This is a genomic window from Poseidonocella sedimentorum, assembly GCF_900116005.1.
Classification (GTDB): domain Bacteria; phylum Pseudomonadota; class Alphaproteobacteria; order Rhodobacterales; family Rhodobacteraceae; genus Poseidonocella; species Poseidonocella sedimentorum.
The window spans coordinates 28,650-52,356 of sequence record NZ_FOYI01000014.1 but is presented as its reverse complement, the minus strand read 5'-3'; the positions used below and the strand labels follow the sequence as shown (position 1 = coordinate 52,356).

Annotated in this window: 19 protein-coding genes; 12 read left to right on the top strand and 7 right to left on the bottom strand. The window is 65.8% G+C overall.

Annotated features, from left to right (window positions below):
• The first annotated feature begins 65 nt into the window (after positions 1-65).
• The 3 genes from BM353_RS15010 (at position 66) to BM353_RS15000 (ending at position 6,051) form a co-directional block, all read left to right on the top strand.
• Positions 66-1,730 (top strand): GMC family oxidoreductase, encoded by a 1,665-nt coding sequence (locus tag BM353_RS15010; RefSeq protein ID WP_092082299.1) that lies wholly within the window; start codon positions 66-68, stop codon positions 1,728-1,730.
• Positions 1,731-1,756: 26 nt separating this feature from the next.
• Positions 1,757-4,267, top strand: a complete 2,511-nt coding sequence (locus BM353_RS15005; RefSeq protein WP_092082297.1) for a CoA transferase — start codon at positions 1,757-1,759, stop codon at positions 4,265-4,267.
• A 137-nt stretch (positions 4,268-4,404) separates the two neighbouring features.
• Positions 4,405-6,051 carry a BCCT family transporter gene (locus tag BM353_RS15000; RefSeq protein ID WP_092082295.1) on the top strand — a complete coding sequence of 549 codons (1,647 nt, stop codon included), beginning with the start codon at positions 4,405-4,407 and terminating at the stop codon, positions 6,049-6,051.
• A 56-nt stretch (positions 6,052-6,107) separates the two neighbouring features.
• Here the strand turns inward: BM353_RS15000 and BM353_RS14995 are convergent, their stop codons facing one another.
• Positions 6,108-7,094: a zinc-dependent alcohol dehydrogenase family protein gene (locus BM353_RS14995; RefSeq protein ID WP_092082293.1), complete on the bottom strand. Its 987-nt coding sequence runs from the start codon at positions 7,092-7,094 to the stop codon at positions 6,108-6,110.
• Positions 7,095-7,379: 285 nt separating this feature from the next.
• Here BM353_RS14995 and BM353_RS14990 point away from each other — a divergent pair, with 285 nt between their 5' ends.
• From BM353_RS14990 to BM353_RS14965, 6 genes are all read left to right on the top strand, one after another.
• Positions 7,380-8,369: a thiamine pyrophosphate-dependent dehydrogenase E1 component subunit alpha gene (locus tag BM353_RS14990; RefSeq protein WP_245759673.1), complete on the top strand. Its 990-nt coding sequence runs from the start codon at positions 7,380-7,382 to the stop codon at positions 8,367-8,369.
• Positions 8,370-8,383: 14 nt separating this feature from the next.
• Complete coding sequence (locus tag BM353_RS14985; RefSeq protein ID WP_092082290.1) at positions 8,384-9,412, top strand: alpha-ketoacid dehydrogenase subunit beta; 1,029 nt, start codon at positions 8,384-8,386, stop codon at positions 9,410-9,412.
• 75 nt (positions 9,413-9,487) lie between these two features.
• On the top strand, positions 9,488-9,721 hold the full coding sequence (locus BM353_RS14980; protein ID WP_092082288.1) for a biotin/lipoyl-containing protein: 234 nt from the start codon (positions 9,488-9,490) through the stop codon (positions 9,719-9,721).
• Positions 9,718-10,398 carry a 2-oxo acid dehydrogenase subunit E2 gene (locus BM353_RS14975; protein ID WP_092082286.1) on the top strand — a complete coding sequence of 227 codons (681 nt, stop codon included), beginning with the start codon at positions 9,718-9,720 and terminating at the stop codon, positions 10,396-10,398. The genes BM353_RS14980 and BM353_RS14975 overlap by 4 nt, the downstream gene beginning before the upstream one ends.
• Positions 10,395-11,093, top strand: coding sequence for a lipoate--protein ligase family protein (locus BM353_RS14970; protein ID WP_092082284.1), 699 nt, complete (start codon positions 10,395-10,397; stop codon positions 11,091-11,093). Before BM353_RS14975 ends, BM353_RS14970 begins: the two co-directional genes overlap by 4 nt.
• A 50-nt stretch (positions 11,094-11,143) precedes the next feature.
• A complete protein-coding gene (locus tag BM353_RS14965) occupies positions 11,144-11,503 on the top strand; it encodes a putative quinol monooxygenase (RefSeq protein WP_092082282.1) in 360 nt (119 codons plus the stop codon).
• Positions 11,504-11,511: 8 nt separating this feature from the next.
• On the opposite strand, the gene BM353_RS14960 is transcribed toward BM353_RS14965, so the two are convergent.
• From BM353_RS14960 to BM353_RS14950, 3 genes are read right to left on the bottom strand one after another with little or no spacing between them, the layout of a single operon-like run.
• Positions 11,512-13,344, bottom strand: coding sequence for a sigma-54-dependent Fis family transcriptional regulator (locus BM353_RS14960; RefSeq protein ID WP_092082280.1), 1,833 nt, complete (start codon positions 13,342-13,344; stop codon positions 11,512-11,514).
• 42 nt (positions 13,345-13,386) lie between these two features.
• Positions 13,387-14,193 carry an SDR family NAD(P)-dependent oxidoreductase gene (locus tag BM353_RS14955; protein ID WP_092082278.1) on the bottom strand — a complete coding sequence of 269 codons (807 nt, stop codon included), beginning with the start codon at positions 14,191-14,193 and terminating at the stop codon, positions 13,387-13,389.
• Between the two features lie 10 nt (positions 14,194-14,203).
• Positions 14,204-15,172 (bottom strand): LLM class oxidoreductase, encoded by a 969-nt coding sequence (locus BM353_RS14950; RefSeq protein ID WP_092082276.1) that lies wholly within the window; start codon positions 15,170-15,172, stop codon positions 14,204-14,206.
• Between the two features lie 127 nt (positions 15,173-15,299).
• Between BM353_RS14950 and BM353_RS14945 the strand changes: the two genes are divergently transcribed.
• Entirely contained in the window at positions 15,300-16,205 is a 906-nt protein-coding gene (locus BM353_RS14945; RefSeq protein ID WP_092082347.1) for a LysR family transcriptional regulator, read from the top strand.
• Positions 16,206-16,232: 27 nt separating this feature from the next.
• Here BM353_RS14945 and BM353_RS14940 read toward each other — a convergent pair whose 3' ends face one another.
• The 3 genes from BM353_RS14940 to BM353_RS14930 form a co-directional block, all read right to left on the bottom strand.
• A complete protein-coding gene (locus BM353_RS14940; protein ID WP_177220569.1) occupies positions 16,233-18,113 on the bottom strand; it encodes a putative bifunctional diguanylate cyclase/phosphodiesterase in 1,881 nt (626 codons plus the stop codon).
• A gap of 129 nt (positions 18,114-18,242) precedes the next feature.
• On the bottom strand, positions 18,243-19,481 hold the full coding sequence (locus BM353_RS14935; RefSeq protein WP_092082272.1) for an L-rhamnose isomerase: 1,239 nt from the start codon (positions 19,479-19,481) through the stop codon (positions 18,243-18,245).
• Between the two features lie 33 nt (positions 19,482-19,514).
• A complete protein-coding gene (locus BM353_RS14930) occupies positions 19,515-21,614 on the bottom strand; it encodes a bifunctional rhamnulose-1-phosphate aldolase/short-chain dehydrogenase (RefSeq protein WP_092082345.1) in 2,100 nt (699 codons plus the stop codon).
• Positions 21,615-21,803: 189 nt separating this feature from the next.
• Between BM353_RS14930 and BM353_RS14925 the strand changes: the two genes are divergently transcribed.
• On the top strand, positions 21,804-22,604 hold the full coding sequence (locus BM353_RS14925) for a DeoR/GlpR family DNA-binding transcription regulator (protein ID WP_092082270.1): 801 nt from the start codon (positions 21,804-21,806) through the stop codon (positions 22,602-22,604).
• Positions 22,605-22,648: 44 nt separating this feature from the next.
• Positions 22,649-23,650 (top strand): rhamnose ABC transporter substrate-binding protein, encoded by a 1,002-nt coding sequence (rhaS, locus tag BM353_RS14920; RefSeq protein ID WP_092082268.1) that lies wholly within the window; start codon positions 22,649-22,651, stop codon positions 23,648-23,650.
• Positions 23,651-23,707 lie beyond the last annotated feature (57 nt).

Sequence of the window (23,707 nt, the reverse complement as noted above, 5' to 3'; positions counted from 1 at the left end):
CCGAAGCCCCGGGAAGATCCGGGCCCCGTGGTGGCGCCTCTTTGTCCGAAGATCGGAGAAGAGACATGGCCGACGCCGCGACTGAAGTCGATTTCATTGTCATCGGTGGGGGATCCGCCGGGTGCCTTCTGGCGAACCGGCTCAGCGCCGATGCGGCCAACCGGGTCCTGCTTCTGGAGGCGGGCAAGGCCGACAGCTATCCTTGGATTCACGTCCCCGTCGGCTACCTCTATTGCATTGGCAACCCGCGCACCGACTGGATGTACACCACCGAGGCCGATGCGGGGCTCAACGGGCGCACCCTGCGCTATCCGCGCGGCAAGACGCTAGGCGGGTGTTCGTCGATCAACGGCATGATCTACATGCGGGGCCAAGCCCGCGACTACGACAACTGGGCCGCCCTCACCGGAGAGGAGGACTGGTCGTGGGAGAACGCGTTGCAGGATTTCAAGGCGCACGAGAACCACTACAAGCTCGACGGTGGTGCCGATCCCAGGACGGGCGACAATGAGCGCTTCTCCGACACCCACGGCCATGGCGGCGAGTGGCGGGTGGAAAAACAGCGCCTGCGGTGGGACGTTCTGGACAGCTTTGCCGATGCCGCCGTCGAGGCCGGGATCGAGAAGACCGATGATTTCAACAGCGGCGACAACGCGGGCGTCGGGTATTTCGACGTGAACCAGCGCTCAGGCTGGCGCTGGAACACCTCCAAGGCGTTCCTCAAGCCGGCGAAGACGCGGCGCAACCTGACGATCTGGACCGAGTCGCAGGTCGAAAAGCTGACGTTCGAGCGCGATGCGGATGGCAAGCTGCGCTGCTCGGGCGCGACGGTCAACCGCAAGGGCAAGACGCTCACCGTGACGGCGCGGCGTGAAACGGTGCTCTCGGCCGGCGCGATCAATTCGCCCCAGATCCTGCAACTTTCCGGGATCGGCCCGGCGGATCTGCTCCGCGCGCATGGCATCGAGGTGCTGCGCGACGCTCCGGTGGGCGAAAACCTGCAGGACCACTTGCAGATCCGCGCGGTCTACAAGGTGAACGGCACCAGCACGCTCAACGCGCTCGCCAGCACTCTGTTCGGCAAGGCGAAGATCGGCGCGGAATACGCGCTCAAGCGGTCCGGCCCGATGAGCATGGCGCCCAGCCAGCTTGGCGCCTTTACCCGGTCCGATCCGAACAGATCCCACGCCAACCTCGAGTATCACGTCCAGCCGCTCAGCCTCGACGCCTTTGGCGAGCCGTTGCATGCCTTCCCGGCGATGACGGTCAGCGTCTGCAATCTCAACCCCACCAGCCGGGGCAATGTGCGCATCCGCTCGGCCAATTTCCGCGACGCGCCGATGATCTCGCCCAACTATCTGGCCACCGAAGACGACAGGAAGGTCGCCGCCGACAGCTTGCGGCAGGTCCGCGAGATCATGGCGCAACCGGCGATGGCGAGCTACCGGCCGGAGGAATACAAGCCCGGCGTGCAGTATCAGAGCGACGAGGATCTCGCCAAGCTGGCCGGGGACATCGCCAACACGATCTTCCACCCGGTCGGGACCGTGAAGATGGGCGGCAGCGAGGACGACAGCGCCGTTCTGGATCCGCATCTTCGGCTCAAGGGCGTGGCGGGGCTCCGGGTTGTCGATGCCAGCATCATGCCCGAAATCACCAGCGGCAACACCAACTCTCCGACTCTCATGATCGCGGAGAAGGCGGCCCGGTGGATCCTGGCCGGTCACTGACGCAACCAATCGAACTGGGAGGAACCATGCGCAATTCGTTCTCGAAACTGCCCCTGACCGGGGTGAAAGTGGTCGATTTCGGACAGTATATCGCCGGGCCGGCGGTTGCGATGCTGCTCGGTGATCTTGGCGCGACGGTGATCCATATCGATCCGCCCGGCGGCCCGATGTGGGACAGCCCCGCAAACGCCACGCTCATGCGCAACAAGCTGATCCTGACCCTCGATCTGAAATCCGGGGACGGGCTGGACAAGGCCCGTGCGCTGTGCGCCGAGGCGGATATTATCGTCGAGAATTTCCGGCCCGGGAAACTGGCCGCGCTCGGGATCGACTTTGCCGCGATGCGAGAAGAGCGGCCCGAGGTGATCACCGTCTCGATCCCCGGCTTTGCCTCCAACGACATGGAGCGCCGCGAGCAGCGCGCCTTCGAGAGCGTCATCGCGGCAAGCTCGGGCGTCTTCACCGACATGGGGCTCAACCGGGTGCTCATGGGCCTGAACCCGTCGTTCTCGCCCCTGCCGCTCTCCTCCGCCTATGCCTCGCAGATCGCGGCCTCGGCCACGGTGCTGGCGCTGCAATCGCGGCAGCTGACCGGGCTGGGCGACCAGATCGAGGTGCCTCTGGCGGCGGCGGTGATGGAGGGGCTGTGTTACAACTCCATCAAGGTGTCAGACATGCCCGAACGTTATCTGACGCAGCGCGAGCAGGAGATCGAACGGCGGCGGATCGAGGGCCTGCCGATGAACATGACCTACGAGGACCTTCAGGAACTGCTCGACCCGTTCTTCCGCAGCTACATGTGCAAGGACGGGCGGATGTTCTACGTCGTCTGCCCCAGCCACAAGCACCACGCACGCCGCTGTCTTGAGGTGCTCGGCCTTTACGAAGAGATGGTCGAAGACGGGCTGCAGGAAGAGGACGACACCTACAGACCGCAATCGGACTGGGCGACCGACACGTCTCTGGGCGTCTATCCGATGCCGAAAGTCTGGGCCGACAAGATCGCTGCGCGGATGAAGGAGGTCTTCATGACCCGCACCTCGCACGAGTGGAAACGCATGTTCGGCCGCGCGGGGATCCCCGGCGCGCCGCAGCGTTGGTTGCAGGAGTGGATCAACGACGAATATGCCGAAACCTCGGGCCTGATGATCGACGTGTGGGATCCCGAATACGGCGAGATGATCCAGCCCGGGCCGGTCGTGTGGATGGAGGAAAGCGGCGAGGAGGCCCTTTCCCCCGACCCCCGCCGCTGGGTCGAATTCGACGAGGCGATGAAAGTCCTGCGCAAGCTGCGCACGGATATCCCCGACCCCGAGGACGGGATTGAACAGGAGGGCTGGCTCTCGGGCGTGCGCGTGCTGGACATGTGCAACGTCATCGCCGGGCCGCATTCGGCCAGCTACCTCGCGCGGTTTGGCGCCGAGGTGATCAAGATCGACCCGGCCCAGCCGCTCTACGACAGCTGGAACACGGTGATCTATGGCCTGAGCCAGGGGCGCGGGAAGCGGTCGATCCTCGCGGATGTGAAATCCGAGCACGGGCGCAAGGTCTTCGAGGACCTCGTCAAATCCGTCGACGTGATCTTCTGGAACGCGCCCGACAGCCAGATCAAGCGCATGGGGCTGGACGCCGAGAACCTGCGCAAGCTGAACCCCGAGGCGATCTTTTGCAAGCTGGACTGTTTCAGCGGCGTTCGGCGTGGCGCCCGGACCGACTACATCGGCTATGACGATCTGGTGCAGGCGACCACCGGCATCATGCTGCGCTTCGGCGGGGCGATGGACCGGCCCGAGGAACACGCCCACGTGGGCACCATCGACGTCATGTGCGGCTTCGGCGGCGCGCTGGCGGTCGCGGCGGCGCTCTACCAGAAACACCGTTTCGGCCGGATCGGGCGCGGGCGCACCTCGCTCAGCGCCAACAGCGGGCTGCTGCAGGTGCCGTTCGCGTATGACTTCCGCGGACGCGGGCTGTTTGACGAACCCTCGGGCCCGGAGGTCAACGGCTACGATGACCTCAGCCGTTTCTACAGCACCGCCTCGGGCGTCTATATCCTGCTGAGCGCCTACGAGACCGACCTGCCCCGCTTCCGCGATGTGGAGGACCTGTCGGATCTGCCCGACCTGCCGGTGGAGGACCGCGCGGCCTATCTCGCGACCGCGTTCCAGATGCACCCGGCGACCGAATGGATCGACCGGCTGCGCGCGGCGGATATCGGCTGCGCGATCTGTCACAACATCGATGCGCTGCGGTCCGAAAACCTGCGCGATCCCGACGGAACGCCGGGCACGGACAGGGGCAGCTATTCCTTTTCGCAATACACCGACCACCCGAGCGGGCACGAGGTCATCCAGCTCGATCCCTATGCCGTCCGCCCGACGCGCGGAAAGGTCTTCGCCCTGTCGCCGACCGAGAAGTTCGGCAATTCAACGCGAGACATCCTGCGCGAGCTGGGCTATTCCGATGCTGCTATCACCACGATGTTGAAATCCGGCCAGCTCAGCGAAAGCTGGAGCGCCGAATACCTGCCCAGCTAGGGCACCTGGGGGCTCGCGAGGGCCCCCTTTCTTGTTGAGCTCTACGAATTCCAATCCGTCCGGACCGGCTCTGCCGCGCAGCGATGCGAGGCAGCAGAGGAGGCTGCCCGGACATCCTGAGCCAGAACGGAGGAGACATGGCCAACACCCCCCCTTTAATGGAATTGGATATCGAGACCGCGGATCGCGGTTTCTATTCCGGCTTCGCCAAGAGCGTCGCCATTCCGTCCAAGATACTTGTCAGCGCGCTGATCGTCTGGGCGATCACCGTGCCCGACAACGCCGCGGCCGTGCTGAACGCCCTGAACGGCGCGATGCTCAAGAGCTTCGCCAGCTGGTACATCTGGGTCGTTGCGCTGTTCCTGATCCTCTGCGTGGTGCTGGCGGTGGTGCCCACCACCGGGCGGCTGAAGCTGGGCTTGCCCGAGGACCGGCCTGAATTTTCGCGCTTCTCGTGGTTTTCGATGATGTTCGGCGCAGGTATCGGCATCGGCATGCTGACCTTCGCCACCGCCGAGCCGATGTATCACTTTGCCACCAATCCCAACGTGATCATGGGCGAGACGACCGGCTCGGGCGCTGACAACGTCACCGCCGCCTATGTCTGGTCCTTCCTGCATTGGGGCTTCTCGGCCTGGGCCTGCTACGCGCTGGTCGGGCTGTCGCTGGCCTACTTCTCCTACCGGCGCAACTTGCCGCTCACGGTGCGCTCGACGCTGACGCCGCTGTTCGGCGCGCGGCTGTCCGGCCCGATCGGGCACGTGGTCGATATCGTGGCGGTTGTCGCCACCATCCTCGGCGTGGCCCAGACGCTCGGCTTCGGGGTCGAGCAATTCGTGGCCGGCCTCAACCGCGTGGGCTTCGGCGACTGGATCATCTTGGCCGATGGCAAGCCCAGCGCGGCAGGCATCGTGGTCGCCCTCGTGGTGATCCTCGGCGCCTCGACCCTCTCGGCGCTCTCGGGTGTCGGCAAGGGGATCAAGTGGCTGTCGAACCTCAACATGGGGCTGAGCTTCTTCCTGCTGGCCTTCTTCATCCTCTTTGGCTCCAGCTTTTTCGGACTGACCGCGCTGGTCAACGGGCTGGTGGCCTACGTGATGGAATTGCCCGCCCTGCTCTTCACCGTCAACCACGCTGACGGCACCGAGACCGGCGACGCGCTCGCCGCGTGGCAAGGCGGCTGGTCGGTGTTCTACTGGGCCTGGTGGATCGCCTTCGCCCCCTTTGTCGGCGTCTTTCTCGCGCGCATCTCGCGCGGGCGCAGCATCCGCGAATACGTGCTCGGCGCAATCATCGTGCCGTCGTTGATGTGCTTTGTGTGGTTCACCCTCGTCGGCGGCACCGCCATCGACCTGACGCTGAACGGCGGCGTGGGCGATGCGATCTCGAGCACGGGGCAGGAAAGCCAGCTCTTCGTCATGCTGGATCTGATGCTCGGCAGCGGGATGGCCTGGGTGATGGCGGCGATCGTCGTGGTGCTTTTGCTCACCTATCTGGTGACAACCGCCGACTCCGCGATCCTCATCGTCAACACGATCAACGCGGCCGGTGAGGAAAGCCCCAAGGGCCGGATGCACATCGTGTTCTGGGGCGTGGCGCTCAGCCTCGTGGTCGGGGGGCTGCTGCTCGTCGGCGGCCTCGGCGCGATCCGCACCGCGATGGTGATCGGCGCGCTTCCGTTCAGCTTCGTGATGTTCCTGATGAGCGTGGCGCTGATCAAGGCGATCATCAAGGACTCGATCCGCGAACGTCGCGGTGTGCAGAACCTTCACGTGGAGGCCTGATCCAAAGCCGGGCGAGGCAGATCCGTCTGTCTCGCCCGCTGTCATCTCTCCGGCGTTCAGACGTCGACGACCACCTTGCCGATCGCCTGCCCGCCTTGCAGCCGCGCATAGGCCTGTCCGACCTGCGCAAGCGAGAAGTCCGGCGTATCCAGACGTGGCTTGACCGCACCGGCATCAACCAGCCTGGCCAGATCGGCGAGGATCCTGCCGTGCACCTCGCGCCCCTGATCATGGAGCATCGGCAGCAACATGAAGACGATGTGCAGCGACAGGCCCTTGAAGTGGGCCGGCGACAGATCGAGCTCCGTCAGTGCAACCGTCGTGATCACCTGGGCGTTCAGCGCGGCCGCGGCGAAGGAATTGGTCAGGTTGGCACCACCGACCGTATCGAACACCGTGTCGAACCCGGCGTTGCCGGTGTGGCTCTCCACATAGGTCTCGACCTGCTCGGCCTTGAAGTCGATCGCCCGGGCGCCGAACCCTTCGATCACCGCCAACTGATCGGCGCCGGTCCCGGTCGCCGAAACCTCGGCGCCAAGATGGCGCGCCAGTTGCACGGCGATGTGCCCCACGCCGCCGGCGCCGCCCTGGACCAGAACCTTCTGGCCTCTGGCCACGCCTGCGCGCTCGAGCCCTTCCCACGCGGTGATGCCCACCAGCGGCAACGCGGCGGCCTCGCGCATAGACAGAGATGCCGGTTTATGCGCGATGAGCGCCGCGTCGGCGGAGATGTACTCGGCCAGAGCGCCCTGCAACCCGGCAAGCCCGCCCGCACAGCCGTAGACCTCATCACCCACGGCAAAACCCGTCACGTCCGCGCCGACCTCTTCGACGATCCCGGCGAAATCCATGCCCAGCACGGCGGGCAATTGTGGCGAGAGCGGCAATTCGCTCCCCATATCGCGGATCATCGTATCGACCGTGTTGACGCTCGACGCCTTCACGCGGACCAGCACGTGGCCCGGCCCGGCCACCGGGCGCGGCATCTCGGTTTCTTCGAAAGACGCCTGCGGGCCATAGGCGTTCAAGGTCATCGCTTTCATCGGTATCTCCTGTGGTCAGTTTCGAAATGGAGATAAAGGCACAAGATCGGAAAGATAATTGGGCTAAATCGGAGTTCAGTTTTCCGAATTTTCGGATAATCCCCCAGCGCGCGCCCAGAGCCGCAGCGGCCCGCGGGCGCTGTCTCAACCTGTCTCACAATGAGACAGGAAAGCCCCTTCGGCGCCGCGTCCGGCCCTCGGAACTTGTCCGACCCGGCCTCCCGGTGGACCCTCGCGCTCAGTGTTCGAGGCGGCAAACACGCCGCTCATGAAAGGGAGGAGTTCATGGCACCTACACGCGACGAACAGCATTGGATGTATCGCAACATGGTCACGAGCCGCAGGTTCGAAAACGCCATCGCGAAGATCTATTTCGAGGGGAAAACCCCCGCGTTCAACATGGCCAACGGGCCGATCCCGGGCGAGATGCACCTGTCGGACGGGCAGGAGCCGGTGGCGGTCGGCGTCTGCGCGCATCTCAACCCCGAGGACGTGGTCACCGCCACGCACCGCCCCCACCATCAGGCCATCGCCAAGGGCGTGGATCTGGACAAGATGGCGGCGGAAATCTTCGGCAAGGCGTCGGGACTCTCCGGCGGGCGCGGCGGACACATGCACCTGTTCGATACGGATGTGAACTTCGCCTGTTCCGGCATCATCGCCCAGGGCATGGGCCCGGCCGTCGGCGCGGCGCTCAGCCGCAAGATGCAGGGCAAACCGGGCGTTGCCGTGGCCTTTGTCGGCGAAGGCGCGGTCAACCAGGGCGGTTGGCACGAGGCGATGAACCTCGCCGCGGTCTGGAACCTGCCCTTCGTCTGCGTGATCGAGGACAATGCCTGGGGCATCTCGGTCGCGAAATCCGCAGCCACCGCCGTTGCCACCAATGACGTGCGCGCCGCGGCCTACGGCATCCCGGGCACCCGGGTCGAAGGCAACGATCCCTTCGCCATCTACGACGCCGCCGGCACGGCCATCGCCCGCGCCAGGAACGGCGACGGCCCCTCCTTGATCGAGGTCGAGACCTACCGGCTTGCGGGGCACTTCATGGGCGACGCCGAGGGCTACCGACCAGAAGGCGAGAAGGACGGCCTCTTCGCAAAGGACCCCATCCCCGCGATGCGCGCCCGTCTGCTGAAGGAGGGCACGGCCAGCGAGGAGGAGCTTGCCGCGATAGAGAGCGCGGCCGAGGCGCGCGTCGACGCCGCCATCACATTTGCCCGCGACAGCGCGGACCCGGCGCCCGAAGACGCGTTGACCGCCGTTTTCGCCGCCTGAAGGGAGGACAGGACATGACCAAACCGAACGAGAGAAAACTGACCATCGCCCGCGCCATGGCCGAGGCCACGGCCCAGGAGATGCGCCTCGATCCCGGCGTCTTCGTCATGGGCGAGGATATCGCGGCCCTCGGCGGCGTCTATGGCAACACCCGCGGGCTTCTCGATGAATTCGGCCCCGAGCGGATCCGCGACACGCCGATCTCCGAGACCGCCTTCATCGGCGCGGCCGTGGGCGCGGCGCAGGACGGCATGCGCCCCGTGGTGGAGCTGATGTTCGTCGATTTCTTCGGCGTCTGCTTCGATGCGATCTACAATCTGATGGCCAAGAACATCTATTTCTCCGGCGGCAATCTCAAGGTGCCGATGGTGCTGATGACCTCCACGGGGGGCGGCTATTCCGATGGCGGGCAGCATTCGCAATGCCTCTACGGCACCTTCGCGCACTTGCCGGGGATGAAGGTGGTCGCGCCGTCCAACGCCTATGACGCCAAGGGGCTGATGACAGCGGCCCTGCGCGATGACAGCCCCGTGGTCTACATGTATCACAAGGGCTTGCAGGGGATGGGCTGGCTCGGCACCGAGCCCGGCGCCACGGTGCATGTGCCCGAGGAGAGCTACACCGTCGAGATCGGCAAGGCCAAGGTGGTCCGCGAGGGGCGCGACGTCACGATCGTCAGCCTCGGCCTCGGCGTTCACAACGCGCTGAAGGCCGCAAAGACGCTTGAGGGCAAGGGCGTGAGCGCCGAGGTCGTGGACCTGGTCAGCCTCGTGCCGCTCGACCGCGAGACGATCCGGGCGAGCGTGGCCAAGACCGGCCGGCTGATCGTGGTGGATGAGGATTACCAAAGCTACGGCGTCTCGGGTGAGATCATCGCCTGCGTGACCGAACACGACATCTCGGTCCTCAAGGCCGCGCCCAAGCGCGTTGCCTTCCCCGATGTGCCGATCCCCTATGCCCGCGTGATGGAGCAATACTGCCTGCCGAATCCGGACAAGATCGTCGCCGCCTGGGACGAGATGGGCGCGATGCAGCCCGCCTGAGCCCGAATTGCCACTTGCCGATATTCGCCGGGGGCATGGGAGAGCCCTGCCCCCGCACAGAGAAGGACAGTCTACATGTCAACGGACATCACCATCCCCACCGATCTTTGGGAAGAGGACGAGGAATGCGTCATCACCGGCTGGCTCGTCGATGATGGCGCCACGGTCGAAAGCGGCGCCCTGGTGGCGGAGATCATGACCGCCAAGGTGCAATACGAGGTCCACGCGCCGGCCTCCGGTACCGTCAGGATCACGCAGGAGGCCGATGCCGTCGTCGCCAAGGGCGCGGTCATCGGGCGCATCGAATGAGCAGCGCGGCGAGGGTCATCCCGCTCAAGGGCGTGCGCGGCATGATCGCCGATCGCATGGTCGAGAGCCTGCAGACGGCCGCGCAACTCACCCACCACGCCGGCGCCGACGCCACTGCGCTGATGGCGGAGAAGGCGCGGCTGGCGGAGGGCGGCGAAAAGGTCTCCATCGAGGATCTGCTGATGCTGGCCGCGGTGCGGGCGCTGAAGACGGTGCCCGATGCCAATGGCCGGGTCGAGGGGCGCGAGGTCAGGCTCTCAGAGGCGGTCGATCTGTCGATCGCGATCGCCCTGCCCGGGAACCTTCTGGTCGCCCCGGCGATCTTCGGCGCGGAGGCCATGAGCGTGGCCGAGCTGCGCGCCGCCCGGCAGGACCTTGCCGCGCGGGCCCGCACCAACACGCTCAGCGTGACCGAGATGACCGGCGGCACATTCACCATCTCCAACCTCGGGCTGACGCGGGTGGAGCAGTTCACCCCGATCATCAACACGCCGCAGATCTGTATCCTCGGCATCGGCCGGATGACCGACCGGGCGGTGCGCGCGCCGGACGGCGGTATCGCGCTGCGGCCCCATGTCGGGCTGTCGCTGACCTTCGATCATCGCGCACTCGACGGGGCTCCGGCGGGCGATCTGCTGACCGCGATTTGCACCGAGATCGAGGGGATGCGGGCGTGAGCGCCGCGCTCACCATGGTGCGGGATGTTCCCGCGGGGCTCGCGCTGGAGGCGCAGGCCTTCGGCGGCACCGGCCCCCAGGTGCGCCTCTGGATGGCGGAGGCCCCGGCGCTGGTCTGCCCGGCCGCCTTTCGCCGCAAACCCGGATTCGATGCCGCCGCGCGCAACGCGGGCTCTCGCGGCTGGCCGCTCCACCTGCGGCCCACGGGCGGGGGCGCGGTGCCGCAGGGGCCGGGCGTTCTGAACCTCGCGCTCGCCTTTGCCGCCGGCCCCGGGTTCAGCATCGAGGCGGGCTACCGGCTGATCACCGATGTCATCCGCAACGCGCTCGGCCCGTTCGGCCTCTGCCTCACCACCGGCGCAACGCCGAGGAGCTTTTGTGACGGGGCGTGGAACCTCTCGGCCCGGGGCCGCAAACTGGTCGGCACAGCGCAGCGCATCCGCCCGACCGGCGGCGGCCGGCGCCGCGTGCTCGTCCACGCGCTTTTGCTCACGGATTGCGACCTCGGGCCCGCCGCACTGGCGGTCAACGGAGCGCATGCGGATCTCGGCCTGCCCCCGGTCAGCGCCGATGCCCACACGACGCTCGCGCATGTCCTGGGACCTGACGCGCCCGAACCGACGCAGCTCGCCGACAGTCTTTCCGCCCGCGCCGCAGACGCGCTCGGCCCCAGCCCGGCAATCATTGCCGCCTGAAATCACCGCCGCTCGGAGGAGAGCGGCACCACCCCCAAGGGAGACGATCCATGACCAATGACACCATCCACGTCCATCTGAAGGTCGGCGTTCCGTCCGCCAATGTGGAGCGCTTCACGGCGCTCATGGACGAGCTGGTCGAGCGCAGTTTGGCCGAGCCCGGAACGCTGCTTTACGAATGGTATCAGGCCGCGGACGGCACCTGGCACATCCTCGAACGCTACGCCGATGCGGAGCAGGGGGACGCGCATGTCAAAGGCTTTGCCGAAAACTATGCCGGCAGGTTCTTCGAACTCGCGGAGAGCTGCGAGGCCACCGTTTCAAACAACGCGACCGCCTATATCCAGGGCGTTCTTGAGGGCTTGGCGCCGACCTATATCACCCAAAAGGGCGGCTTTCATCGGTTCTGAGCCACCGCTCAGGACGGCCGCGAGAGCCCGTGCCGCTTGATCTTGCGGTTGATGGTGGCGCGGCTCATCCCGAGGCGCCGGGCGGCCTCGCTGACGTTCCAGCCGCTCGACGTCAAGGCGTCGCGAATGCGCGTTGGCTCGTCATAGGACAGCATCGGCGCCGGATCGGTGGCCGCGGCGGCGGCCACCGCGCCACCCGCCACGATGGACGTGGGGCCGAAATCCACCGGTGTCAGGCGATCGCCCGATGCGCTCAGGAGCGCACGCGCAAGGGCGGCGCGCAGCTCGCGCAGATTGCCCGGGAACAGGTGCGCGCGGATGAGCGCCGCGGCCTCGTCGCTGAGATCGATCCGTCGTCCGGCGAGCTTCGTGGCGAGAACCTGAGCCAGAACTTCGGGCTGCCTGCGCGCCCTGAGCGGCGGCAGCGAGACCTGCGCTCCGGCCAGCAGGTAATACAGATCGTCGCGAAACAGCCCCTCTGCCACGGCGTCCGCCAATGGTCGGCGGCTCAGGCCCACGACCCGAAGCGGCGCCCCCTCGGCGCCGCCCCTCTCAGCCTCCAGCTCATCGAGTTGCCTGCGCAACTCCGCCTGCGCCTCTCGCGGCATCTCGGCGATGTTGTCGAGCAGCACGCTGACCCGCTCCTGCGCTGATCGGGGCAGCAGCGCCAAAACCCGCGCCTGCGACAGGACGGCGCGCAAGATGTCGGTGTCCGCCGAGGTGTCGCCCATCGTCGCGCAATCGAGTTTGAGCACCGGCGCGGCCCCCGCCAGCGCGGCGATCAGCGCCGACTTTCCGGTGCCGGTCTCGCCATCGATGAGAAACGGCACGCCGGCGCGAAACAGCATCTCGGCCTCCGCGCAGCGCGCCGCCATGAGCTTGCACCCCACCGCCAGATCGCGCAGCGAGGGCGGCAACCTGCGCCGCCGTGGCGCGGCTGCGGGGCGAGGGCCGCGCGACACCGCGCCGTCCCGTTGGGGCAGCACGGCCGAGAACGTCATCATCGCGCCCCGGGCCATCGGCATCGACAGCACCCGCTCGGGAACCTTCGCCAGCGCATCACTTTCAAGGTCGAACACGGCCTGGAACGCCTGTCCCGTCAAGGGCCCGCGCGCGCGATCTCCGGCGATCCGCGCAACCGCCGCAGTGGCCCCGAGGATGATCCCGGCCTCGTCAACCGCGATCAGCCCGGTCCCCGAAAGCGGTTGCCCCTCTGCCCCGGCCGAAACCGATATCAACATGCTCTGGGCGAAATGCTGCTCGAACAGACGGCGCTGGATCCGGTCGGCGGCGGTTTCGAGAAACTGGCGGGCGAAATGGTGCTCGGCCGCGGCACCCAGATCGTAGGTCACGAGGTTGACCGACCCGACGAGCGCCCCGTCGGCATCAAGGATCGGCGCACCCGTGCAGGCAAAGGGTTTGAGCCGGGCATAGAAGTGATCGGCCCCGCGGATGGTGATGGCCCGCCCCGTGCGCAGCGCCATCGAGACACCGTTCGTCCCGGCGATCCGCTCATCCCAGCAAGAGCCGAGCGCGATGCCGTTCCACTCCTCGGCGGTCCGGTCCGGATCGGCGGATTCGAGCCGCACCAGCACGCCCTCGGCATCGGTCACGACGAGGCACCGCTTGCCATCGCCCGTCACTGCCGCAAGCTGGCGGAAGAACCCTTGCCTGCCGCCAGTGCGCTCGGTGATATGCGCCAGCCTCGGCGCGATCTCGGAGGTTTGCAGCCGCAGGATCGGATGCGCGGCATCGCGCGCGAGCTTGTGTTGCCGCTCGCAACGCTCCCAGGAGGCGGCGATTGCCTCGCGGGTGGGTGCGTCTGGGGTGCCTCTCGTCATGTCTCCTCCGCCGCGGATGTTACGGCGACGGGGCGGCGCATTTCAAAGCATATCTTCAGGTTTGTCTCCCAAACCGGTCAGATCGCGGATCGCGTCCATCACCTCGGCGGCATGGTCGGGATCGCCCGCGGCGCTGTGGGGGCGCGCGAAACGGCCGCTATCGTTGTCAAAATACCGGCCGGAGGCGGAGGCGAATTCATCCGACAGGGCGGCCCGGCGGAGGATATCCGCGCCGATTTCGAGATCGTTGCCCGCGACCCCAAAGCCCTCCTTGACCATCTTAGAGGCCAGCAGCGAGCCCGGATTCACCGCGACGAACACCGGCCCTTCGGGGCGGGAGCGGGCCAGTTCCAGCGTCCAGATAGTGATCGCCAGTTTGCTTTGCGCATAAGCGCCCATGTCATCGAGCTTGCGCGCGCCGCGCAGCGCGGCCACCTCCACCGGCGCCTGAGCCGCCGAAGACAGGTTCACCACGCGGCCCTCCTTCGGCAAGATCGGCAAGAGCCGCTGCGTGAGCACCCAGGGCGCCAGCGAATTGACCACGAAGCGCAGATCGAGCCCGGCTTCCGTGCGCGTCTTCGGCGCTTTCAGCACGCCGGCGTTGTTGATCAGCACATCGATCCGCTCGTGTCGCGCCCGGATCTCATCCGCAAGGGCGGCCACCGCGCCGAGGTCCGACAGGTCGGCCCGAAAGGTCTCCGGGGCGCCGCCCACCGCTTTGGCCGCCGCCGCCAGCTTTTCCGCACTGCGGCCATGCAGAAGCACGTTGTGCCCATCCGCGGCGAGCGTCTTTGCCGTCAGCAGGCCGATGCCGTCGGTGGCGCCGGTGATCAGGATCGTCTTTGACATTTGGGTCTCCTCAGAGATGAAAATCCGGCAGGATCTCATCCGCCAGCCGTGTCATGGTGTCTTCGATGTCGGCCCCGTTGAACCGCAGGTTGAGCGCGACATGGTTGATGCCGAGCGCGCGGATTTCCTCGAGGTAGCGGCGCAGGTGATCGGTGCCCGCGCGAAAGCCGAGGTGGATCGGGCGGGGCGGGGCATCCGCCTGCGCCACGAGGTCCACATAGAGCGATTGCATCACCGGCTTGTCGGGCAGCCCGGCCTCCGCGATGCGCTGGCGATAGGCGTCCACCACCCGGCCCTGGGCAGCGGCGTCGCGCGGGTAGGTCATCCAGCCGTCGCCATGGCGCGCGACCCAGTCGGGGGCTTGCTGGCTGCCGCCGGTGATCAGGAGGGGCAACTGCCCGGCGGCGGGTTTGGGCAGCATGTCGATCCCGCCGGACAGCAAACCTTGTGCCGTCTCGACGCGGGGGTAGGTCTCGGCCATCGCGCGGATGTACTCGACGCTGTCGCGGAACCTCTCGCCGCGGCCCTCATAGTCCATGCCCAATGCCGGGTATTCGTCCGGCCGGTCGCCCGAGGCCACGCCGAGCAGCAGCCGCCCGCCCGAAAGCGCATCGGCCGAGGCCGCTGCCTTGGCCACATGCGCCGGATGCCGCAAGGGCAGCACGATGCTCGCGACGCCCAAGGCGATGTCGCGCGTCGAGGCCGCCAGCGCGCCGAGGTAGACGAAGGGATCGAAGACCTGTCCCGCGTCGCCGAAGGAGGGCACGTTGAACGGCACATCGCGCAGCCAAAGCGCGGAAAAGCCCAGAGCGTCGGCCAGTTGCGCCCGCTCGATATGGCGCTCAAGGCTCGGCACGGGGGTGCCGCCATGGGCCTCCAGCGGCGCGACCAATCCGATGCTGAGCCGCCCCGGCCGGAAGGTCGCGTTGTAGCCCCGGTTGAGGGGCGCGAAGGCGGTGGTGGGCGCGGTATCCTTCAAGGTCTATCTCCTCGGCTGGCTCGACAAAGGCCGGGTTGCGATCCGATGGAGCATAGCTATCCCTTGCGAATACGCGATAAAACCGGGCATATCGGATTTGTTCTTTCGGATTTGGGATATAATCGCGGTGGATACTGAGAATCTGCGCCTGTTCGTCCGGGCCGCTGAGCGGCTGAACATCTCGGCAGCGGGCCGCGAGTTGGGTCTTGCCCCGGCGGTGGCGAGCGCACGTCTTGCCAGTCTCGAGCGCGAACTCGGGGTGGAGCTGTTGCGGCGCACCACGCGCAAGGTGTCGCTGTCACTCGATGGCGCGGACTTCCTGCCCTACGCGCGGGAGATACTCGCGCAGGCCGATGCGGGACGCGCGGCACTCGGGGGCGCAAATTCCGGCCCGAAAGGTACGTTGCGTTTCGCGGCGCCGAGCAGTTTCGCGCAGCTGCATATCATGCCGCTTTTGCCGGAGTTTCACCGGCGCCACCCCAAGCTCACCCTCGATTTGCGCCTGTCGGACACACGGTTCGACGCGATCGAAGGCAGCTTCGATCTAGCCCTGCGCAGTGGGCCGTTGACGGACAGCAGCCTCAAGGGCCGCAAGCTGGCCGATGATACGCGGGTTCTCTGCGCGTCGCCTGCCTACCTCGAACGGCGCGGCAGTCCGGAAACGCCAGCCGATCTCGCGGGCCACGACCTCATCGCCTGGGGCAATCTCGAGCCGCGCGACCTGGTGAACTCAGACGGCGAGACGGCCCCGCTGGATCCCGCGAGCATGTCGTGCCAGACGATCGTTGACGATGGCGACGCGCAACGCATGGCGACGCTCGCGGGCGCGGGGCTATCGATGAATTCGCTGTGGAACGTGGCTGCTGAGCTTGCGACCGGGCGGCTCATACGCGTGCTGCCCGGGTGGCGGATGAACGACCACGCCGTGCTGTGGCTGGTCTATCCGCGCACCAACGTGCTGACCCCGAAGACCCGGGTGTTCATGGATTTCCTGATCGAACATCTGGGAAATCGGCCCGACTGGAGCGCTTGATCAAACAAGCCCTGCGGCGCTTTTTGCTCAGGCCTGTTGCACCACTTTCGGCACGGCGATCTCGGTCGCGTCCGCGGGATCCAGCGCTTCGGGGCGACCGAACAGGAAGCCTTGCAAGACATCGCAGCCAAGCTCGGTCAGGATGGCCGATTGCGCCTGCGTCTCGACACCTTCGGCGGTCACCTGCATTCCGAGGCGCTTGCCCAACATGATCACAGACTCGACAATCTCCAGCGTCCGCTCGGGGTTCTCCGTCAGGCCGGAGATGAAGGACCGGTCGATCTTCAGACGGTCAAACCGGTATTTCCACAAATACCCGAGGCTGGAGTATTTCGTGCCGAAATCATCCATCGCGATCTTGACGCCCATCTCACGCAGCATGTCGATCTGATAGGAAATCGACGGATCGTCGATCAGCAGGAGGGACTCGGTGATTTCAACCTCCAGCCGCTCAGGCGCGAAGTCGACCGCTTCCAACGCCTCGCGGACCACATCCGGCAAGGTGCCGGAGCGAAACTGCGCCACCGACAGGTTGATCGCCACGCAAGAGCTGCCGTCGAACTCGGAGATATCGCGGATCGCCTTGGCGATGGTCCAGCTTCCGAGACGCTCCACATAGCCCATCTCTTCGGCGAGAGGGATGAACTCCATCGGCGGGATCGCCGTGCCGTCGTCGGCCTTGAGACGCAGCAGCGCCTCATATCCGAGAACCTCATGCGTCTGGCCATCCACGAGGGGCTGATAGACGATGGTGAATTCCTCGTTCTCGGTCGCCACCTTGACCCGGGCTTCGATCATGTTGCGGTGCCGGATCTCCGAGCCCATCTTCTCGCCATAGAAGGCATACTGATTGCGCCCGCCGGATTTCGCGGCATAGAGCGCGGCGTCGGCCTCGGCTGTGAGTTCGTCGAAATCCTTGCCCTCTTCGAAAAGCGACACGCCAATGCTGACCGAACAGGCAATCACGCGTTCGCGGACGGTGAAGGTCTCGGCCGAGAGGGTCAGGATCTTGTGGATCCGGGTCAGGATCATATCGGGGTTGATGTTGCGCAACGCCACCACAAACTCATCGCCGCCGAAGCGCGCGACGAGGTCGTCCGCGGCGGTGTTGGCGCTCAGGATGCGCCCGAGCCGGCTGAGGAATTCATCCCCAACCCCGTGGCCATAGGTGTCGTTGATCGATTTGAACCGGTCCGCGTCGATGTAGAGCACGGCCGAAAGAGACCCTTCGGCGAGGGCGGCGTCGAAGCGGCGCTTGAATTCGGCGCGGTTCATCAGCCCGGTGAGGGTGTCGAACCGGGCGAGGTATTCGATCTGCTTTTGGGTGCGCAGCGCGCGCTCCTTCTGGACGATGAACCCAAGCGCCGGCGCCAGGAAAAGAAACGCGCTCAGGCCGGCAACGATGATGCCGAACCCGTTGAAGCTGTCCACGAAATAGGCGCGTGTTTCGGTTTCATCGAGGTAGACCTCGGCGACGCCCAACGGCGCGCCATCGGCGCCAATGATCGGGACATAGGCCTCTGCATATATATCCGGGCGATCAGGCTTCAGCGTTCCGTCGTTTACCGAGACGATCGGCTTCATCGTCTCCAGCACCATCCGCGGGTCAGGATCGGCCTCCGGGGCAACACCCTGCGGATTGGCCACGAATTCGTCGTCGGAGATAAGCACCAGACGGCCCTGATCGTCAAAGAGCTTGAAGCGGAACACATTCGCAACCGCGCGCATGTCGCCGATGGACTTGATCTGATCCTCGGTGGGTACGCCGGTGGCCAGTAACGTTTCGATATCGGAAATATGCGAGGACATGTAGCGCCCCCAATACTCCCCGACCGTCGCCGCGTGATGCATCACCGCCTGATTCATGCGCCGGTCCGAAAGCGCTGAAATCACAAGGAAAACCGCCATAGAGGTAATCAGTACCGTGGTAACGATGAAACGGACCATACCGACCTGCTACTTGAACTCCGGCTCAAGTTAGGGACGAAAGTGTTAATATCCGCTCAATATTTCCTGGTTGTGTTTACGACTTACTCTCTATCCGCGCGATGCGACCGAGGCCTGGTAGCCCTCGAGACGGCTTTGCAGCGCAAGGCCCGTTGGCCGGTCCTGCCGGGCGCAGAACTCGTCCCAGACCGCCGCATGGGGCAGGCCCTTGATCTCTTCGGTGAGGATCATGCGCGTGGTGAAATCGAGCGCGGCTTCGGCCTGTTTGAGCTGCGCCTGAGGGCTCAGCAGCGCTTCGAGCAGGGCCTTTTGCATGTTGCGCACCCCGATGACCCAGGCCGCCGTGCGGCTGATCGTGGCGTCAAAGAAATCAAGCCCGATACGCACCCGGTCGGTCAGTTCCGCGAAGATGACCTCCTGCGCCATGGCGCGGATACTGTCGTCGAGGAGGATGACGTGGTCGCTGTCCCATCGCATCGGGCGCGAGACGTGAAGCAGGATATCGGGCACCGAGAGCGCCACGGCGGAGAGCTTGTCGGCGACGTTTTCGGTCGGGTGGAAGTGGCCCATGTCGAGGCAGAGCGCCGCGCCCTTGCGGATCGCGTAGCCGAGGTAGAACTCGTGGCTACCGACGGTCATCGCCTCCACGCCGATCCCGAAGAGCTTGCTCTCTACCGCGTCGAGTACCCGTTCGCGCGGGTAGTCGGGCGAGAGGATCGCATCGAGCGAGGCCTCCAGCCGGCGCCGCGCGCCCATCCGGTCCACCGGGTTGTCCTTGCTGCCGTCGGGCACCCAGATGTTGTTGACCACCTCGCCGCCCTGCGCCGCGGCCATGCCATCGGCGATCTCGCGGCAGCGGCGGCCATGCTCGATCCAGAAATCACGGATGCCCTGGTCCGGATGCGAGAGGGTCAGGTTATCGTCGGCCTTGGGGTGGGCGAAGAAGGTCGGGTTGAAGTCGAGCCCGATGCCTTGCGCGGTGGCCCAGTCGATCCAGGGAGTAAAGTGGCCGAGTTCGATCTCGTCGCGGTCCGGGGTCTCGTCCGTATCGAGATAGAAAGCGTGCAGGTTGAGCCTGTGCCGCCCCGGGATCATCCCGTAGGCGAACTCCAGATCCGCGCGCAGCTCATCGGGCGTGCGGGCCCGGCCGGGGTGGTTGCCCGTGGCCTGAATGCCCCCGCCGGAGGCCCCGGCGCGGGTCTCGAACCCGCGCACGTCGTCGCCCTGCCAGCAATGGACCGAAATCGCAATCCCGGCCAGTTTGTCCAATGCCGCTTCGGTATCCACGCCCCAATCGGCGAACATTTCCCGCGCTTCACTATAACTCATGTGTCCCCCCTCGGGCCCGCCCCCGCGCTTGGCTCAGCGCGTGAAGGCCTCTTTGTTGCCCGCGTCGACATTGATGATGTTGCCGGTCGATTTGGCCGAGCGATCGGAGGCGAGGAAATAGGCCGCCTCGGCGATATCCTCGGGGAAAACCGAGCGCTTGAGCATCGAGCGGTTGCGGTACATTTCTTCCAGCCCGCCCTTGTCGGTGCCGTAGGTCGAGGCGCGCTGTTCGAGCCATTCGCCCTCCCAGATCCGCGAGCCGCGCAACACCGCGTCGGGGTTGACCACGTTGACGCGGATCCCCGCCTCCGCCCCTTCGAGCGCAAGGCAGCGCGCGAGGTGCAACTCCGAGGCCTTGGCCGTGCAGTAGGCCGAGGCGTTGGGCGAGGCCGCGAGGCCGTTTTTCGAGGCAACGAAGACGATCGATCCACCGATCCCCTGCGCCCGCAGGAGCTTGAAGGCTTCGCGCGAGACGAGGAAATAGCCCGTGGAGAGCACGTCCATGTTCTTCTGCCACAGCGCGAGGGTGGTGTCCTCGACCGGCGCAGACGAGGCGATCCCGGCGTTGGAGACGAGGATATCGACCCCGCCGAATTCGACCGCGATCTCGGCAAAGGCGCGCGCGACGGCGGCTTCGTCGGTCACGTTGATCTCGACCGTGCGCACCGCATCGCGACCGAATGTCTGGATCAGCCCCTCGGCCGTCCCGTCGAGCGCGCCGGCATCGATATCGGCCAGCATGACGCAGGCCCCTTCGGCGAGGTAACGCGCCGCCGTGGCCGCCCCGATCCCGCCCGCGCCGCCCGTGACCAGCGCGACCCGGCCCGCGAGTGATTTCGGCTTGGGCATCCGCTGGAGCTTGGCCTCTTCGAGCAGCCAGTATTCGATGTCGAAGGCTTCCTGTTCGGGCAGGCCCTGATACTCCGACACCGCGGAGGCGCCGCGCATCACGTTGATCGCGTTGACGTAGAACTCGCCCGAGATCCGCGCCGTGGCCTTGTCCTTGGCAAACGTGATCATGCCCACGCCGGGCACGAGGTAAACCACCGCGTTGGGATCGCGAATGGCGGGCGAGTCGCCATGTTTGCAGCGCTCGTAATAGGCGGTGTAATCCTCACGATAGGCCGCGATTTGGCCCGCGAGCCCGTCCAGCACCGCATCGACATCGCCGGTCCTGGGGTCGAAATCGACCACCAGCGGGCGGATTTTCGTGCGCAGGAAGTGATCCGGGCAGGAGGTGCCGAGCGCGGCGAGGCCGGGCATGTCGCGCGCGTTGACGAAATCGAGCACCGCGTCGCTGTCCTCGAAATGACCGACCATATGCTGGTTGCCGGAGACGAAGCCGCGGATCGCGGGCATCAGCCGGGCCGCCACAGCGCGCCGCGCCTCCGGCGCGAGGCTCTCATGCACCGCGCCGCCGAAGGCCGGTTGCTCCGCGGTCTTGCCGGCGAACCAGTCCATCGCCTTCTGGATGATCTCAAGCGTCAGCTCATAGCAGGCCTTGGCGTCATCATCCCAGGTGAACAGCCCGTGGCTTTCCAGCACGACGCCCTTGGCATCGGGGTTGTCCTTGCAGAAGGCCTCCAGCCAGAGCCCCAGCTCATAGCCCGGCTTTTTCCACGGAAGCCAGCCGATCTCGTCGCCGAAAATCTCCTGCGTGAGCGCCTTGCTGTCCTTGGAGGCCGCGATGGCGATGATCGCGTCGGGGTGCATATGGTCGACGTGTTTTGCCGGAACGTAAGCATGCAGCGGGGTGTCGATGGAGGCGGCACGCGGGTTGAGGTTGAAGGTACAATGGGGGAGGTAGCCCACCATCTCATCTTCGAACTCGACCCCGCGATACTTGTCCTTCAGGGCCTCAAGCTTCTCCATGTAAAGCGTCGCGAACCCGTCCATCTTGATCGAGCCGACGTCACCGCCCGAGCCCTTGACCCAGAGCACCTCGACCTCGCCGCCCGTGAGCGGATCGGTTTCCATCACCTTGGCGGAGGTATTTCCGCCGCCGTAGTTGGTGATTCGCTTGTCCGAGCCCAGAAGGTTGGAGCGGTAGAGCAGCTTTTCAGGCTCGCTCATGGTCGCGGCGCGGGCATCATCCCACAGGTTTTGAAGCCGGTCCTCGGCGCGGGTCAGCATGATAATCCTCCCATGAACGCCGCATCCGGCGGCATCGTCGTCGTCGGCCAGAGCTTGCGCATATTCGCCGGGCGCGTCAACCAAAAACAATCATAACCAATCATGCTGCACCGCAGTATGATCGTTTATGAAAGTTTATGATTGACCCAAGCGATAAATCGGGCAATCTAGGCGGAACGGGAGGACAAGATGCACGAAACAGAACGCCACAGGATCATTCTATCCGCGGTTCAGGAGCGCCCGCTCGTGACCGTTGCGGAACTGGTGGCGTTGACCGAAACCTCCGAAGCCACGATCCGCCGCGACATCGCCGCGCTGGACCAGAAAAAACGTCTGCGCCGGGTGCGCGGCGGGGCCGAGGCGCTCACACCGCCCAACCTGCCCGGCCTCGCCGGCCGGCCCTTCAGCGTCAACCAGGCGATGAATTCCGAGGCAAAACAGGCCATCGCGAAAGAGGCCGTCGCGCTTTGCGAGGACGGCGAGCCGATCATCATCAACGGCGGCACCACCACGTTCCAGATGGTGCACCCGCTGGCCAACCGGCGGCTGCAGGTCCTGACCAACAGCTTTCCGATCGCCGAACACCTGCTGCGCCATTCCAAGAACACCGTGATGCTCCCGGGCGGCGCGATCTACCGCGAACAGAACATCGTGCTCTCGCCCTTCGACAACGACATGACCCGGCATTTCTATGCCCGGCGGATGTTCATGGGCGCGCAGGGGCTCGGGCCCATCGGGCTCATGGAAAGCGATCCGCTGCTCATTCAGGCCGAGGAGAAGCTTATCGGACAGGCCGATGAGCTGGTGGTGCTGGTCGACAGCACCAAGTTCCACAACCGCTCCAGCCTCGTGCTCTGCCCGCTGGAGCGCATCGACATTGTCATCACCGACGAAGGGATCACGGATCGCGCCGCTTCGATGCTGGAGGCGGCGGACATCCGACTGATCGTGGCGCCAACGGGCGCCGCGCAGAAATCGGACGCAGGATAGCGTCCGGCATTTCGCAAGACAGGTTCAAAAAGGGAGGAACCACCATGAAATTCACACGCAGACTGTTTGGCAGTGCGGCCATGGCCGCCGCGCTCATCGCCGGCAACGCCGCCACGGCGCAGGATGATCCGGTGCGCATCGCGCTGGTCGTCAAGGCGCTCGGGATCGGCTTTTTCGAAGCCGCCGCCAAGGGCGCGGAAGAGGCCGCTGCCGAGCTTGGCAACGTCGAGGTGATCTACACCGGGCCCACCGACACCACCGCCGAGGGCCAGATCGAGGTGATCAACTCGCTCATCGCCCAGCAGGTCGATGCCATCGCCGTCTCCGCCAATGACACCGACGCGCTTGTCCCCGCCCTCAAGAAGGCGATGCAGCGCGGAATTACCGTGATCTCGTGGGATTCCGGCGTCGCGACCGAAGGCCGCGAGCTGCACCTCAACCCCTCGTCCAACCCGCTGATCGGCAACATGATCATCAAGCTCGCCGCCGATGAGCTGCCCGAGGGCGGACAGGTCGCGGTTTTGTCGGCGACCACCACCTCCACCAACCAGAACATCTGGATCGAGGAGATGACCAAGGTCCTCGGCGACTATAACGGCATCGAGGTCGTGGGCACTGTCTATGGCGACGATCTGGCCGACAAGTCCTACCGCGAGGCCACGGGCCTGATGCAGACCTACCCCGAGCTTGACGCGATCATCGCGCCGACCTCCGTCGGCATCGTCGCCGCCGCGCGTGCGGTCGAGGATGCGGGCAAGGTGGGGCAGGTCAACGTGACCGGTCTGGGGCTCCCGTCGGAAATGGCCGGCGCGATCGAGAGCGGCGCGTCGAAGTCCTTCGCGATCTGGAACCCGATCGACCTTGGCTACTCGGCGGCCTACCTCGCCTATCAGCTCGCCACCGACGCGGCCGAAGCAACCCCCGGCGCCGAGATCCCGATGGGCCGGATGGGCGCGCTCACGCTCGATGAGAATACCGAAGGCGCGATGGCCGACCCGTTCGTCTATGACGCGAGCAACATCGACGCGTTCAAGGACATCTTCTGATCCCAGCCCTCCCCCCGGCGCGCCGCCTTGGTGCGCCGGGGTCCACCAAGACGGCCG